The organism is Microbacterium sp. (assembly GCF_035556355.1).
Lineage (GTDB): Bacteria > Actinomycetota > Actinomycetes > Actinomycetales > Microbacteriaceae > Microbacterium.
Genome location: NZ_DATMFG010000046.1, coordinates 13,405 through 29,128 on the forward strand (window position 1 = coordinate 13,405; position 15,724 = coordinate 29,128).

The window sequence follows — 15,724 nt, forward strand, 5'->3', positions numbered from 1 at the left end:
CAGCGGGTGTCCTGGCGGCGGGTCACTTGAGGCTTCCGATCGACAGGCCGCCGCGCCAGTACTTCTGGAGCGTCAGGAACGCGATGATCAGCGGGATCACCGAGACGAGCGAGCCGAGGATGATGATGCTCCACAGCGTCTGCCCGCCCGCGGCGCCGTACGTCGACGCGGTCGACTGCCACAGGCCGATGCCGACGGTCACGGGGAAGAGGCGGTTGTCGGAGAGCATCACGAGGGGCAGGAAGTAGTTGTTCCACGACGCGACGACCGACAGCAGGAGCACCGTCACGATCGCCGGGCGCAGCATCGGCAGCGCGACCTGGAAGAACGTGCGGAACTCCCCCGCGCCGTCGACGCGAGCCGCATCCAGCAGCTCGTCCGGCACCGCGTCGCGTGCGTACACGTGCATGAGGTACACGCCGAACGGATTGAGCAGCGTCGGGAAGATCACCGCCCAGATCGTGTTCGTCCACCCCATCTGCGCGAAGAGCACGAACGTGGGGATCACGAGGGCCGTCGTCGGCACCATGACCGCGCCGAGGAGGATCGCGAACGAGGCGCGACGGCCGAAGAACCGGTACTTGGCGAACCCGTACCCGGCGAGGACCGCGAGGGCGGTCGCGCCGACTCCGCCGACGATCGCGTACAGCGCCGAGTTCCCCAGCCAGCGGGCGTAGATTCCGCCGCCGTAGGTGAAGAGGTCGACGAGGTTGCCGATGTAGTTGATGTCGCCGCTGAACCAGAGCGCGCTCTCGCCTCCGAAGAGGCCCGACGCGGTCTTCGAGCTGTTGACGACCAGCCACCAGAACGGGATCAGGAAGTACACCATCAGCACCCCGAGCACGATGCTGAGCGGAATGCGTCCCGGGGCTCGGGGTGTCCTTCGCCGCTCGTCGGCGCCCGGCTCGGCTGCGGGCGCGCCGGTGAGCTCCGTGGGGGTGATGGTCATGACAGGAAGCTCCCTCGCTTGCGAGTGGCGAACAGGAAGATGTAGACGCACACGAACACGACGGCGCCGAGAGCGAACGAGATCGCCGCCCCGTAGTTCTGGTTCGCCAGCGAGAAGGCCTGCTGGTACGCGTACATGTTCGGCGTGAAGTCGTCGGGGATCGCGCCGGCGGCGAGCTGCTGCAGGATCTTCGGCTCGTTGAAGAACTGCAGTGTTCCGATGAGCGCGAACACGAGGATCAGCAGCAGTGCGGGCGTGAGGAGCGGGATCTTGATGCGCAGGATGATCTGCCACTGGGACGCGCCGTCGATGCGCGCGGCCTCGTACAGGGTCGGGTCGATCCCCTGCAGAGCGGCGTACAGGATGATCATGTAGTAGCCCGCCCATTGCCACGTGACGATGTTGAGCAGACCCCAGAAGATCAGGCTGCGGCTCAGGAAATCAGGGGCCTGTGCTCCGAAAATCCCGAAGATCTCCGCGAGCGGGCCGAAGTTGTCGCTGTAGAGGAACCCCCACATGAGGGCGCCGATGACGGTCGGGATCGCGTACGGCATGAAGATCATGAGCCGCGAGAAGCGCGCGAACCGCGTGACGAGGATGTCCAGGATCAGAGCGATCGCGAGCGAGATCGCCATCTGGAACGGGATGAGCACGAGCGAGAACCGGATGACGAACCACACGCCGTCGAGGAACGACGGGTCGGTGAAGGCTTTCGCGTAGTTGCCGAAGAGGACGAATCTCGTGCCTCCGATGAGCGACTTCTGGAAGAGGCTCAAGTAGAGCGCGAAGCCGATCGGAAGCACGAGCAGGGCGAGGAAGATGATCCCGAACGGTCCGACGAAGAGCCACCCGAACAGGTTCTGTCTGGCAGTGGTGGAGCGGCGATGCCCCTTCTTCGTCAGCGGGCTTGCTGTTGAGGCGGTCATGATTTCTCCGGGTATGAGGGGATGACCGAGGGCCGGTCCGCGTGCACGGACCGGCCCTCCGTGACGTGACGCGTCAGTTGACGGTGAACCCTTGCTCCTCCGCGTACGACACCACGTCCTCCTGGAGTGCGTCGGCGGCTTCGGAACCGGTGATCTGCCCGTCGTTGATCGCAGCGATCTGCTTCGTCAACGCGGAGTAGTAGTACTGCCCGAGCGGCGTGTACGTCATGCCCTTGTACGCGTTGGCCGCGGGGACGTACACCTCCTTGTTCGCCTGCTGGCCGCTGAAGAAGGGCACCTCGTAGTTGAGGAACTCCTCCGAGTCCAGCACGTTCACGTTGAGCGGGAAGATGATCTGGTTCTGCCACCCGTCGTCGAGCGAGGCCTGGTCGGCGTACACGCCGAACGCGACCTTGGCTGCGAGTTCAGGGTTGCTCGCCTGGCTCGAGACCGAGAAGGCGGAACCGCCCCAGTTGATCGCGATGGGGTTGTTCGGATCCCACTGCGGCATCGGCGCGGTCGCCCACACGCCCGCGTCTGCGCCTTCACCGACGCCGGCACCCTGGAGGTAGCCGGGCGCCCATGCGGCGGAGAGGTACGTCGCGTAGTTGCCGTTGATCACGCCCGCGATGTACTCGGGGGTGAACTGGTCCTCCGTGCCGACGAGGCCCTTCTCGACGAGGCCGGCCCAGTAGTCGAGCACTTCCTTGATCTCGGGGCTGTTCAGGTTGATCCCGATCTCGCCCTCGTTCGCGGGGTCGTACTCGAACGGCTCGGCGCCGTTCCCGTAGAAGAGCGCCGTCACGTACGCCGGCTGGTTGGCCGCGAAGCTCGCGAACCACGGACCGCCCGCGTCCTTCACCTTCTGAGCCGTGGCCTCGAACTCCTCCCACGTGGTGGGCGGCGTGATGCCGTACTCCTCGAAGATGTCGGTGCGGTAGATCATGCCCATCGGGCCGCCGTCGATCGGAGCGCCGTAGATGCCGTCGCCGACCGAGACGTCCTTCCAGGCACCCTCGCTGAAGTTGTCCTTCACGTCCTCGTAGCCGAGGTCCTTCAGGTCGACCAGGGCACCCTGAGCCTGGAAGGTCGCGATGCGGTCGGCCTCGACCATCATGACGTCAGGTGCGCCGCTGCCGGCCGAGATCGCGGTCTGGAACTTGTCGTATGCCTCACCGCCGGCGCCGACGTTGGTCCAGCAGACCTGGACGTCGTCGTGCGCCTCGTTGAAGTTGTCGACCACGAGCTCGGAGTTCGGGTACCACGCCCAGAGCGTGACGACCGGGGCATCCGGGTTCTTGATCTCGTTCTCGCAGTTCGAGGCGGAGTCGCCTCCGCCACCGCCGTTGCCGTCACCGCCGCCGCCACCGGCGGAGCAGGCGACGAGCGCGCCCGCGAATGCGAGCGCGGTGATCACAGCAAAAACAGGCCTTGTCTTCACTGGAGTTCCTTTCGGTTGCTGGACTTCTTCGTCGGTGCGTGACCGTGGGAGGAGTTATCCGAGCCGCCGGGTGGACGTCTCGATTCCGACTGGTCTACAACGTTGTAGAGCAACGTTGTAGATACCTTGGCACCGGCGTCTCACGCTGTCAATAGGCCGTCGCAAATTTCCCGCCCGGGCCCGAAACTCTCAGTAGTCGACGGGCGCCGGACCGAGTTCGCGCAACAGCGCGGACAGCGCCGCATACGCGTCGTCGCGGTACGCCGCGAGCTCCGGAGCCTTCTCGGCGGAGGTCGCGAGGAACCCGCGACCCGACTTGACACCCTTGGCGCCCCGCTCGACCTTCTCGCGGAGGACATCCGGCTCGACGAAGCGATCCGGATACGCGGCGTTGAGCGAGCGGTAGCAGAACTCGTACACGTCCAGTCCGGCGATGTCGGCGATCGCGAACGGGCCGAAGAACGGCAGCCGGAACCCGAACGTCGTGCGCACGATGAGGTCGATCGCCTCGGGTGAGGCCACGCCCTCCTCCACCAGGCGAGCGGCTTCGCCGAAGAGCGCGTACTGCAGGCGGTTGAGCACGAACCCGGTCACGTCTTTGATGGGCACGCCGACCTTGCCGCATTCGGCGAGGAGGTCGACGACGCGGGTCACCGCCTCGGGATCGGTGCCCGCATGGGGGATCACCTCGACGCCGGGCACGAACGTCGCCGGGTTGCTGAAGTGGACGCCGAGGAACCGCTCGGGGCGCTCGACGGCTTCGGCGAGCTGGGAGATCGAGATGGTCGACGTGTTGCTGCCGATGAGCGTGTCGGCGCGGCATCCGGTGCTGATGCGTCGCAGCGTCTCGTGTTTGAGCTCGAGGATCTCGGGTACCGCCTCTTCGACGAAGTCGACGTCGGCGACGGCGTCCTCCACCGAGACGGCGGCCGTCAGTCGCTCGGAGATGCGCTCCTCGGCGTCGGCGGGGAAGATCCCGCGCTCGGCGTAGGCATGCGCCTCGCGGATGAGGCGCTCGCGATTGGTCGCCGCGAGCTCGGCGCTCGCGTCCGCGAGGACGACGTCGCGGCCGGCGAGTGCGAGGACCTGCGCGATTCCGCCGCCCATGTACCCCGAGCCGACGACCGCCGCCCTGCGGATCACTGCGCTCCCCCTTCGTAGCGCTCGATGAGACTGACCTTCGCCGCCGACGCGGAAGCCGGATCGAAGCGGTGCTCGAGCCACTCGCCCACGAGCTTCTTGGCCAGCTCGAGTCCGATGACGCGAGCGCCGAGCGTGAGGACCTGCGCGTTGTTGCTCTTGACCGAGCGCTCGACCGAGTAGCTGTCGTGGGCCGTGACGGCACGGATGCCGCGCACCTTGTTCGCCGCGATGGCGACGCCCAGCCCCGTGCCGCACACGAGGAGCGCACGGTCGGCCTCGCCCCGCGCGACGATGCTCGCCGCCGTCACGGCGACGTTCGGATAGGGCGTGGTCTCGGTGCTCGCGACGCCGACGTCCACGACGTCGTCCACACGCGGGTCCGCCTCGAGCAGCTCGCGGAGCGCCTCCTTGTACGCGAAGCCGGCGTCATCCGCGCCGACGACGATCTTCCATCCCATGGTCACTCCGCTTCTTCGGGGTCCTCGGATGCCGCGGCTGCCGCCACAGCGTCGGCGATGAGCGCGAACGAGGTCGCTCCGGGATCGGGGTGTCCGATGCTCCGCTCTGCGAGCGGCCTCGCGCGGCCTCGGCGGGGCGTCATCGGGGCGGTCGCCTCCGCGGCGGCGCGGGCGGCGGCTGCGGCATCCGTCAGGGCCGATCGCAGGTCCGCGCCCGCCCGCACGCGGTCCGTCAGGGTCTCGGCGTATGGCGCGACCGCGTCGAGCATGGTCTTGTCACCGAGGTCTGCGCCGCCGAGCTCGGCGATCCGCGCGCGGGCCGCCGAGACCGCATCCGCGACATCGCTCGCCGTGAACTCGTCGGGAGAGCCGAGCGACGCGCCGAGCTGCGCGAGCGCGGCACCCCACAGCGCGCCGGATGTGCCTCCGGCGACTTCCGACCACGCGTCGCCCGCAGCCTGGAGCAGCTCTCGCACGCCGGTGGCCTCGTCGGCTCCGGCGGATGCCTCCACCGCCGCCGTGAGGCCGCGCAGCATCCCGATGCCGTGGTCTCCGTCGCCGGCGACCGCATCGAGCTCGCCGAGCTCCTCGACGTGCGCGGCGACCGTGTCGCGGGCGGCGCGGAGGAGTCGTCGTGCGACGGTCGCGGCCGCGCGCGACGCGGGGGTGGCTTCGACCACGGCGGCACGGGCCGCCGATGTGGTCGCCGACTCGCCCCTCGTCCGCTGCGCGCCCGACGACCGGGCAGCGAAATGACCCTTGCGGAACGCGGGCGATGACGCCGGAGCCTTCCACAGCTCCTCGAGCTCGTCATCGAGCCACATGATCGTGAGCGAGATGCCGGCCATGTCGAGGCTCGTGACGAACTCACCGCACTCGGGGTCGACGACCTCGATGCCCTGCGCCTCGAGGTGGTCGACGACGTAGCCGAAGAGCACGTACAGCTCCTCGTACTTGACCGAGCCCAGGCCGTTGAGGATCACAGCCGCGCGCCCGGCGTCGGCCGGGCGCTCGGCGAGGAGCGGCGCGGCCAGGGTCACCGCGAGGTCGGGCGCCGACTGGAGGGGCACGTCGCGCACGCCTGGCTCGCCGTGGATGCCCAGGCCGATCGACATCTGCCCCTCGGGGACCTCGAACAGCGGGTGGTCGGCACCGGGAAGAGTGCACCCCCCGAACGCCACGCCGTGACTGCGCGTGCGGCTGTTCGCGAGCGTCGCGAGCCGTTCGACCTCGTCGATCGGGTCACCCCGCTCGGCCGCGGCCCCGGCCACGTGGAACACGCACACGATGCCCGCGATGCCGCGGCGCTCGTCGAGGCCCTCGGGCGGAGCGCTGGCGACGTCGTCGGTGATGAGCACGGTGCGCGCGTCGATCCCCTCAGCACGCAGTCGCCGCTCGGCCTCGCCCAGATGGAGGATGTCGCCGGCGTAGCGGCCGTACGTGAAGAGGATGCCTCCGCCTGCGTCGGCCGCGTGGGCGACTCGCATCGCCTGGGCCGTGGACGGCGAGGTGAAGATGTTGCCGCAGACCGCGCCCGCCGCGAGGCCAGGCCCGACGTAGCCGGCGAAAGCGGGATAGTGGCCGGATCCGCCGCCGATGAGCACGGCGACCTTGCCGGGGTCGAGCGGGACCGCCCGTACGACTCCCCCGTCCACGAGGGCGACCTCGTCGCGGTGCGCTCGCGCGAACCCGCGCAGGGCGTCGGCGACGAAGGCATCCGGGTCGGCGAAGATTCGGGTCATGCGCTCACCTCTGCTGCGTGCGACTGGCGGACTCGGCTCTGGCCGAGGGCGTACTCTCGGCGGGGAAGCACCCGCCGGCGCAGGTAATCGCGGTTCGTCGCGCTCACCGACAGCCCGTCGCCGCCGTAGTGCTCGACGCAGATGACGCCCTGGAAACCGCTGCGCAGCGCGATCTTCACGGCGGAGCGGTAGTCGATGAGGCCGAGCTCGAGCGAGGTCGGCACCGTCGAGTAGAGCCCGGCGGCGGCGTCCTCGTCGCGCGTGTAGTTCTTGACGTGCCAGAAGTTCGCATACGGCAGGGTCGCCTCGGCGATCGCGCGCCAGTCCTCGACCGGCTGGTGCAGACGGATCAGATTGCCGATGTCGGGGTTGAGACCGACGACGTCGAGGTCGATCTCCTCGACGAGGTGCACGGCCGACGCCGCCGTGCCGAGGAACGTGTGCTCGTACAGTTCGAGCGACAGCAGGAGGCCGACCTCGCCGGCGTGGCGCCCGAGCTCGCGGAAGCGCGTCACGGCGCGCTGCCACGCCTCTTCGTCGAGGAGCGGATCGCGGTGACCCTCGACCGTCCAGAACCAGAGCGCCTCGCGCTGGCGCGGCGTCAGCGCCCGGTGAAGACCCACCGACACGACTGAGACGCCGAGCTCCGCGGCGACGTCGATCGTGCGGTGCGCGTACGCGAGGTGCTCGTCGCCGTGCCGCTCGTCGATCACGCTGCGACGGATCGCCGACAGCGATGCGGCGCGAAGGCCCACCGACGCGAGGGACTCTCGCAGGGCGGTGACGCCCGACTGCTCGAGCTCTCCGTAGCGGACCCACGAGTCTGTGAGGTCGACGTCGGTGAATCCCGCGTCGCTCACTTCGGTCAGGTCTTCGAGCCAGCGATCGACCGCGGCCGTCGACGGATCCCCGGTGCTCGGGTGGGCATCGCCCAGAGACAGCATCGCGGCGGCGATCGGCCAGTCGGTCGCGCTCAGCATGGTCCGTCCTCCCTGACGTGCACTGCCGCGGGCTACACTACTTTACAACGTTGCATTTCTCACGTTGAAAATCCTGGGAGGCACCGAGGGTCCGAGCGTCCGCGAGGAGGCCAGGATCGCAGTAGATTGGTTCGGAAGTAAGACGGGGGAGCATCGATGGGACCGACGATGCACGACGTCGCACGGGTGGCCGGCGTCTCGATCAAGACGGTTTCGAACGTCATCAACCACTACCCGCACGTGCGTCCGGGCACCCGTGACCGCGTCAACGCGGCGATCGAGAAGCTCGACTATCGGCCGAACCTCTCCGCGCGCGGCCTCCGCTCCGGGCGCACCGGTGTGATCGGGCTCGCCGTCCCGTCGCTTCGCGAGAACTACTTCGCCGAGCTCGCCGACGCCGTGATCCGCGCCGCCGAGAAGCGGGGCCTCGGCGTCATGGTCGAGCAGACCAGCGGCAGCCGCGACGCCGAGCTGCTCGCGGTGTCGTCCAGCCGGCCGCGCTTCCTCGACGGTCTCCTCTTCAGCCCCGTGAGCCTCGGGCAGGACGACGCCGAGGCGCTCGCGACGGACGCTCCGCTCGTCCTCCTCGGCGAGCGCATCTTCGACGGCCCGACCGATCACGTCACGATGCACAACATGTCGTCGGCGCAGGCCGCCGTCGAGCACCTCATCGAGATCGGCCGCCGCCGCATCGCCGTCATCGGCGCCGAGCTCGACGGAGACGACGAGGCCAGCTCGGCGAGCCTGCGCCTGAAGGGCTACCTGCGCGCGCTCGAGCAGGCCGGCATCGAGCTCGACCCGATACTCGTGCGACCCACGGCGATGTCGCAGTGGAACCGTGCGGGAGGCGCCGCCGCCACACATCGTCTCGTCGCGGAGGGCGTCGACTTCGACGCCGTGTTCGCGCTCAACGACACGTTGGGGCTCGGCGTGCTTCGCGCCCTCGTCGAAGAGAGGGTGCGCGTGCCCGACGATGTCGCCGTGATCGGCTTCGACAACATCGACGAGGGCAAGTACTCGATTCCCTCGATGTCGACCGTCGACACGGGGCGCGACGAGATCGCCCGCATCGCGGTCGACCGGCTCATCGAGCGCATCAACGAGAAGGGCGAACGCCGCCCCCCCGAGACGATCAAGCCCGACTTCCGCATCGTGCGCCGCGAGTCGACGGGGTTCGTCAGCACCGAGTGACGGGCCGCGCCTCACAGCGCGACTCCAGCGCCGTCAGTGCTCGTCGCCCGTGTCCGCCTCCGCCTGGATGCGCTCGATGTACTCCGCGATCGTGGGCATGAGCATGAGGCGCTCTCGGTAGAACGTGTTGACGAGGTTCACGACCAGCGCCTGGGCTGCGGCGACCTCGGCCGACCGCGCTTCGCCGCTCCGCTGCCCTTCGAGGGTGCGGCGCAGGCGCAGCATCGCGGCGACGAGCTCCGACTCCGCGTCACCCTCGAGCGTCTCCACGATCTGCAGCACGAGGGCATCGGCCTGATCCTGCACCTGCTCGATCGGAATCGACGATCCCTCCTGCGTCGCGTTGTCCAGCGTGCGGATGAGCGACCACACCTGGTACAGCGTCGTCGCGGGCTCGTCGAACAGCTCGCGCACGAACGCCGCGTCCATGTGGCGGCCCGACAGCCGGAACACGTTATACATGCGCTTCGCCGCCTTGCCGTAGTTCAGGTCGTACGTGAGGTACTTGCGCACCTCGCCCTCGAGCGCCGCGACGTACTCGTCGAGCGCATCGGCGCTGACGAACTGCGCCACCTTCGCGAAGGTGGGAACGGATGCCGCGTCGAGGTAGATCTCCTGGAAGTACGCGTCCAAGTAGCCGTCGAGCGCGACGATGCTTCCGTCGGGCGCCTCCCACGTGACGTCGATGACGTTGCTCGCGTTCGAGAGGCCGCCGCGTTCGGGGTCGGTGACGACCCAGTCGAGCTTGCACCAGCCGGGGTCGAGCGCGCCCTCCTCCCACCGCAGCTCTGTGGGCTCGGCATCCGGGACTTCGACGATCTGCACGCCGGCCTCGACCTCGGCGTACGTCCACGACACAGGGCGCCCCTTTCGCACGGGAGCGCCGCGGACCGTGCCGTCGACCTGGTGCGTGCCGAACTTCGCCTCGAGGAACTGGAACGTCGGCCCCTGATGATGCGAGAGCACGTGTCCGCGGAGCAGTCGCGCCATGGTCGCGCACGCCTCTTCGCGCGTGTCGGCTTTGATGTTGAGGCGCTGGAAGTAATCGGCGTCGCCAGGGTAGGTCTGGATCTTCGACTGCGCCGCCGAGCCCGAAAGCGCGAGCGCGCTCTCCGCCCCGGGGCCTTTCACCTCGACGATCTCGCCGATGCGGCGGAAGCGCGCGATGTCTTTCGGGCTGAAGTCGAGCATCGTCGGGCGGTAGCCGTACGTGCCGCTGTCGAGGTCGACTTCGAGCGCGTTGTCACTCGCCTCCGCGGCGATCGCCGCGAGCCACCGGATGCTCTCCTCCTCGTCCATCTCGACGCCGAGGCGCCTCGCGGACTCGATGATCTTCCGCAGCTCGGCGGTGTGGTCCACGACGGCCATGGCTTGCTCCTCTGACGGCGGCGTCAATCGGATCCGCGGCGCGCGGTCCCCCGCATCCGCCGGAACATCTCGGCTTGATCGCGCGCGTCCCCAAGGGCATTGTGCGACAGATCACGCCCGTCGAGGTAGAGCGGCGACAGCGCGCTCATGCTCGTGTCGGCCCACGAGCTGCCCACCAGACCCATGTGGTACGCCTTGATGTCGAGCGCCGAATGCCCGAACGGGTTGCGCCCGATGAACCGGCGGAAGTATGTGTCGACGAACATCCAGTCGAACGGAGCGTTGAACGCGGTGAACACGGGTGTGCGGCCTGCCGGCGTCGCGTGCGCGATCCATTCGTCGAACCGGCGCATCGCCTCGGCCGGGTCCACGCCCTCGATGCGCAGTCGCTCGATCGACAGCCCGCTCACGGCTATCGCCTCGGCATCGACCGCTTCCGACACCGGCTTCAGCTCGACGTAGAACGCCGTGTCAGGGTCGTCGACCACGCACGCGCCGATCGACAGCAGGGAGTACTCCGTCGGGTTGGGGCCCGCCGTCTCGACGTCGATGCTGATGAAGGTCTCCGGGCGGGCGATGTGCACACGGTCATCCTGCCGCACCAGCGGGGCATGCCACGGATGCCTGTCCCTCACGCGCCGAGATCAGGACATCTGGCGAGCGCAGGAGCATCCGACGTGGAATGTCCTGCCTCGGCCAGATGTCCTGATCCGGGAGACGGGGTGGAGCTCAGATGACCGCTTCCGACCACGGGTCCGGATTGCCGAAGCGGTGCGCGGTGATCGTGATCGACTGCTCGCGCAGGAACGGCAGCAGCTCGATCCGTCCGGCAGTGGTCACCTCGTTGTCGTAGACCGCGACGTCGGGATCCCCGCCGGTCGCCTCTGCGAGAGCGCGGTGAAGAGCCGAGACGGATGCGGCGGAGCCGAGCAGCCGGACGCGGGGCGGGCGCTCGGGCCGGGTGCCGGGTTGCAGCACATCCGCTCCCTCGACCTGATCCGCGCCCGACGCACCGGATACCCGCTCGATCCACTGCTCGTCCGTCTCGACGTACACCGCGACGCCCTGCTCGCTGAGCGCGCGGCGCACCGCGGGCGGGAAGCCCGACGGAGCGCTCACGGTGAGCGGCGTTCCGGCGCGGACCCCCGCGAGCGCGACGCGCAGCGTGTGGTGCCACGCGGCATCCGCCGTCGCTCTGACCGCGACGCCCGGAACCGGTCGGTACCGGAAGAGGTTCCGCTCGATGCCGAGCCGCGAGACGTCTTTGACCTGGCCGAACTCGCGGTCCCACGCGAGGGCGTCCGAGAGTGCGGCGCGGCGCACCCACTCGAACTCCTCGAACCCGAGCGAGGGCTGCGCCGACTCGATCACCTCGGCGATGCGGGTGTCGAGCCCGCGCAGGTGGAGCGTCTTCGACACGCTCGCACCCGCCGACGCGCGCCATTTTCCGAGCCCGATGAGGTAGTTCGGGCCCCCGGCCTTCGCGCCCGCGCCGACCGACGAGCGCTTCCACCCGCCGAACGGCTGGCGCTGCACGATCGCGCCCGTGATGCCGCGGTTGACGTAGAGGTTGCCCGCTTCGACGTGCTCGAGCCAGAACGCGAGCTCGTGCGGATCCTGCGTGTAGAGACCCGCGGTGAGCCCGTACGAGACGGCGTTCTGCAGTTGGATCGCGTGAGACAGCGACTGCGCGTGCATGATGCCGAGCACCGGCCCGAAGAACTCCTCCATGTGGAAGCGCGAACCGGGCTGGACGCCCGTGCGGATGCCCGGCGTCCACAGCCTCCCGGCGTACTCGGGGAGCTGATCCGGTCCTTGAGCCCGCAGAAGCCTCGGCTCGATGAGCCACTTCTCGCCTTCCTCGAGCGTCGTGAGGGCCCACTCGAGCTTGCCGTGCGGCCGCTCGATGACGGGTCCGACCTCCGACAGCGGGTCCGTCGGAGGACCGACGCGAAGAGAGGTCGCCGAGTCGTAGAGCTGACGGGCGAAGCGCTTGGAGTGGCCGACGGGCCCGACGAGGATGGCGAGCGAGGCAGCCGAGCACTTCTGACCGGCGTGGCCGAACGCGCTCTTGACGAGGTCGGATGCCGCGAGATCGAGGTCGGCCGAGGGTGTGATGATCATCGCGTTCTTGCCGCTCGTCTCGGCGAGCAGCGGCAGGTCGGGACGCCACGAGCGGAAGAGCGCGGCGGTCTCCCACGAGCCGGTGAGGATGACGCGGTCGACGTCGGGGTGCGACACGAGCCGCTGCCCGAGCGATCCCTCGTCGATGTCGACCAGGGCGAGCACGTCGCGCGGCACACCCGCCTCCCACAGCGCCTCGGCGACGACCGCCGCGCAGCGACGCGCCTGCGGCGCGGGCTTGAACACGACGCCCGAGCCCGCCGCGAGCGCGGCGAGCACGCCGCCCGCGGGGATGGCGACCGGGAAGTTCCACGGCGGCGTCACGACCGTGAGGCGCGACGGCACGAACACGGCGCCGCTCACGCGGTCGAGTTCGCGGGCGGTCGCGGCGTAGTAGTTCGCGAAGTCGACGGCCTCACTCACCTCGACGTCGGCCTCGGCGAGAACCTTGCCCGTCTCGGACGCGGCGACCTCGATGAGCTCCGCGCGACGTGCCTCGAGCGCGCGCCCCGCGGCCTGCAGCACGGTCGACCGCTCGGCGGCCGGCAGCGCACCCCACGCGGCGGCCGCTTCGCGGACGCGGGCGACGACTCCCTCGAGCGTGTCGACGTCGTCGACGCGTGCGGCCTGGATCGTCGCGTCGCCCGCTGTCGAGTACTCGACGCGACCGAGGATCGCACGACCCCACGAGCGGTTCGCCGCGAGCGCCGGGTCGGTATCGGCCGCGTTACCGAAACCGGGGGCGCCGGATGCCGGCACCTCGGTCTCGCGCGAGGAGTACACCGCCGTCTCGACGAAGGACTCTCCGCCGAAGATCTGCGACCCGCGGTCGGGCTCCATGGGCGCCGTGTCGCCGGGCTCCCCCGGCCGCGCGATGCCGAGCACCGCCTTCGTGAGGCCCGCCTCGTCGGCCGGACGGCGCACACGCGCGCGCAGACCGGGGGCCGCGGGGGCGACCTCCTCGACGGCGGTGCGATCCTGCGTGCGGTTCGGGCCGGTCGGCAGCGTGGGATCCGACGCGCGCCGGATCGACTCGAGGAACCGGTCGCGCTCACGCGCGAACATCGACGGATCGTCGGCGAGATCGAACGCGGCGGAGAGGAAGTTCTCGCTCGACGCGTTCTCCTCGAGGCGGCGCACGAGGTAGCTGATCGCGACGTCGAACTCGTCCGGACGCACGACGGGGACGTACAGGAGCACGTGGCCCACTTCGCGCGAGACGGCCTCGACCTGCCCCTGCGCCATGCCGAGGAGCATCTCGAATTCGACGTCCGCGCGCACACCGCGCCGGCCCGCGAGCAGCCACGCATAGGCGATGTCGAAGAGGTTGTGGCCGGCGACGCCGATGCGCACGGCGGCCGTGTTCTCGGCGCGCAGCGCGAAGTCGAGGCACCGGATGTAGTTCGCGTCGGAGTCGAGCTTGCTGCCGTAGGTCGCGAGAGACCAGCCGTGCATGATGGCGTCGACCCGCTCCATCGCGAGGTTCGCGCCCTTGACGAGCCGGATCTTGATGCGCGAGCCGCCGTTCGCGACGCGCTGCTTCGCCCACGCCGTGAGCTCCTTCAGAGCCGGCAGCGCGTCCGGGAGGTACGCCTGCAGCACGATGCCGCCCTCGAGGCCGCGCAGCCGCGGATCTTCGAGGATGCGCGTGAACACCGCGATCGTGAGGTCGAGGTCGCGGTACTCCTCCATGTCGAGGTTGATGAAGGTGCCGTCGGTCGCCGCGGTGAGGTACAGGGGCATGAGTCGCTCGACGACCTTGTCGACCACCTCGTCGAACGCCCACATCGAGATGTGGCTCGCGATGGCCGAGACCTTCACCGACACGTAGTCCACGTCGGGGCGGCGGATCAGCTCGTGGATGCCTTCAAGCCGTCGCAGCGCCTCGTGCTCGCCCAGAACCGCCTCGCCGAGGAGGTTCAGATTGAGCTTCGCGCCGGACTCGCGGATCTTCGCGATCGCGGGGCCGAGCTTCTCCGGCCGCGCGTCGACGACGAGGTGCCCCACCATCCGCCGCAGCACGCGGCGCGCGATCGGGACGGTCGGCCACGGCAGCACGGGAGCCACGGCGCCGCCGATGCGCACTGCGCCCCGCAGGTACCACGGCAAGAAGCGCGGCGCGAGCGGGGCGACCCGCTGCAGATTCGACGCCGCCGCCATGAGGCTCTCGGGCCGCATCACGCCGTCGACGAAGCCGATCGTGAAGGGCAGTCCGTTGGAGTCTTTGAGTACGCCGGCGAGTCGCTCGGCTGAGGGGTCCACGTCGACCTGGGCGCTTTCGGCGATCCACCGCTGCGCCAGTCCCACGGCCCGCGAGGCGAGATCGTCGCCCGGCGCCGCGAGGTCGGTGTCCCCCTGGACGGGGTTGGTCACCATGCGTCAAGCCTACGACGCCCACCGGGGGTCGATTCCCGCCGGTGGGCGTCGCCGGCGCGGACCCCCGAGTGCGCGAGGGGGCCCGCAGTCCTCACGCGCGATCGTTGCGCGAGCGGCGGAGGTCCTCGTCCGTCGTCGCGGGCCCGTCGGCGTCGGTCTGCACCGCCGGGTCGCCGTCGACGTCGGTGCGTCGCTCGCTCGCGTACGACTCGCCCGAGTACGTCTCGCCGGGATACGTCTCGCCCGTCGAAGCCGCGGGCGTCGTGGTCGCCGGCGCCGCGTAGCCGCCTGCCGTCGGCGCCGCTCCCGCGTCGGTGCGGCGCGTCGTGTCGGCATCCGCTCGGCGCGCGTCGTCCGCATCCGTCCGGGTCGCGGCATCCGCGTTCCGGCGTCCGTCGTCGCCCGCGTACGGGTCGACGTCGTCGGCCTTGCGCAGCGTCTCCTCGTGCTCGGCGCGGGCCTTCGCGGCATCCGCCTGCAGGGCGTCGATCGACCCCATGCGGCGTTCCGCCTCGACGGATGCCTCGGCCGCACGCGCCTGCGCCTGCTGGGCCGCCGCGGCGGCAGCGGCCGCGTCGGCCCGTGTGCGGGTCACTTCGGCTTCGCGCTCACGGGCTGCGAGCTCCTTCTCGCGGGCCTCCGCGCGCAGCTTCTTCGCTTTCTCGTGCTGGGCCCGCTCACGGGCCTCACGGCGTCCGCGCGCCGTCACCGCGATGACGACGGCGACGACGATGATGACCACGACGATCGCGACGATGATCCAGATGAGGGTGGTCGTGTCCACGGCTCACTCCTTCCGTTGGCGCCGCGGGCAACCGGCGCTCCGCATCAACCGAACCGGAGTGCGCCGCACGCGACAACGCCCTTGCGCCGGGCGCGGCGGTCCGCTAGCTGTTCTTCCCCGACACGTTGTGATCACGTGATGTGAGCGAAGACCTCCGGGAACGATGTGGGTAACCACACTCAGATCGTTTCCACGGAGGTCTTCGTGACTCACGCTAACGCGCCATTCACTCCCGAGGGCAG

At 69.6% G+C, this 15,724-nt stretch carries 12 protein-coding genes; 1 reads left to right on the forward strand and 11 read right to left on the reverse strand.

The genetic code is table 11. The annotated features are described in order from the left end of the window. Nucleotides 1-22 precede the first annotated feature (22 nt). The 7 genes from VNR19_RS13460 to VNR19_RS13490 all read right to left on the reverse strand — a co-directional run bounded on the left by VNR19_RS13460 (nt 23) and on the right by VNR19_RS13490 (nt 7,639). Nucleotides 23-949 (reverse strand): carbohydrate ABC transporter permease, encoded by a 927-nt coding sequence (locus tag VNR19_RS13460; protein WP_325727564.1) that lies wholly within the window; start codon nt 947-949, stop codon nt 23-25. After that, nucleotides 946-1,875, reverse strand: coding sequence for a carbohydrate ABC transporter permease (locus VNR19_RS13465; protein ID WP_325727566.1), 930 nt, complete (start codon nt 1,873-1,875; stop codon nt 946-948). The genes VNR19_RS13460 and VNR19_RS13465 overlap by 4 nt, the downstream gene beginning before the upstream one ends. 73 nt (nt 1,876-1,948) lie before the next feature. After that, complete coding sequence (locus VNR19_RS13470; RefSeq protein ID WP_325727568.1) at nt 1,949-3,316, reverse strand: ABC transporter substrate-binding protein; 1,368 nt, start codon at nt 3,314-3,316, stop codon at nt 1,949-1,951. Between the two features lie 189 nt (nt 3,317-3,505). Next, the gene (locus VNR19_RS13475; RefSeq protein WP_325727586.1) at nt 3,506-4,456 is read right to left on the reverse strand and encodes a 3-hydroxyacyl-CoA dehydrogenase family protein; all 951 of its coding nucleotides are present in this window, start codon (nt 4,454-4,456) and stop codon (nt 3,506-3,508) included. Further along, complete coding sequence (locus VNR19_RS13480) at nt 4,456-4,917, reverse strand: ribose-5-phosphate isomerase (RefSeq protein WP_325727590.1); 462 nt, start codon at nt 4,915-4,917, stop codon at nt 4,456-4,458. Before VNR19_RS13480 ends, VNR19_RS13475 begins: the two co-directional genes overlap by 1 nt. A gap of 2 nt (nt 4,918-4,919) precedes the next feature. After that, nucleotides 4,920-6,659: a dihydroxyacetone kinase family protein gene (locus VNR19_RS13485; protein ID WP_325727570.1), complete on the reverse strand. Its 1,740-nt coding sequence runs from the start codon at nt 6,657-6,659 to the stop codon at nt 4,920-4,922. Next, entirely contained in the window at nt 6,656-7,639 is a 984-nt protein-coding gene (locus VNR19_RS13490) for a sugar phosphate isomerase/epimerase family protein (RefSeq protein WP_325727572.1), read from the reverse strand. The genes VNR19_RS13485 and VNR19_RS13490 overlap by 4 nt, the downstream gene beginning before the upstream one ends. A 156-nt stretch (nt 7,640-7,795) precedes the next feature. On the opposite strand from VNR19_RS13490, the gene VNR19_RS13495 reads away from it, so the two are divergent. Next, nucleotides 7,796-8,830, forward strand: coding sequence for a LacI family DNA-binding transcriptional regulator (locus tag VNR19_RS13495; RefSeq protein ID WP_325727574.1), 1,035 nt, complete (start codon nt 7,796-7,798; stop codon nt 8,828-8,830). A 33-nt stretch (nt 8,831-8,863) separates the two neighbouring features. Here the strand turns inward: VNR19_RS13495 and VNR19_RS13500 are convergent, their stop codons facing one another. From VNR19_RS13500 to VNR19_RS13515, 4 genes are all read right to left on the reverse strand, one after another. After that, on the reverse strand, nt 8,864-10,198 hold the full coding sequence (locus VNR19_RS13500) for a hypothetical protein (protein ID WP_325727576.1): 1,335 nt from the start codon (nt 10,196-10,198) through the stop codon (nt 8,864-8,866). A gap of 23 nt (nt 10,199-10,221) precedes the next feature. Continuing rightward, nucleotides 10,222-10,782: a 3'-5' exonuclease gene (locus tag VNR19_RS13505; RefSeq protein ID WP_325727577.1), complete on the reverse strand. Its 561-nt coding sequence runs from the start codon at nt 10,780-10,782 to the stop codon at nt 10,222-10,224. 145 nt (nt 10,783-10,927) lie between these two features. Then, a complete protein-coding gene (locus VNR19_RS13510) occupies nt 10,928-14,698 on the reverse strand; it encodes a bifunctional proline dehydrogenase/L-glutamate gamma-semialdehyde dehydrogenase (RefSeq protein WP_325727578.1) in 3,771 nt (1,256 codons plus the stop codon). 91 nt (nt 14,699-14,789) lie between these two features. Continuing rightward, nucleotides 14,790-15,482, reverse strand: coding sequence for a hypothetical protein (locus VNR19_RS13515; protein ID WP_325727580.1), 693 nt, complete (start codon nt 15,480-15,482; stop codon nt 14,790-14,792). Nucleotides 15,483-15,724: the final 242 nt, after the last annotated feature.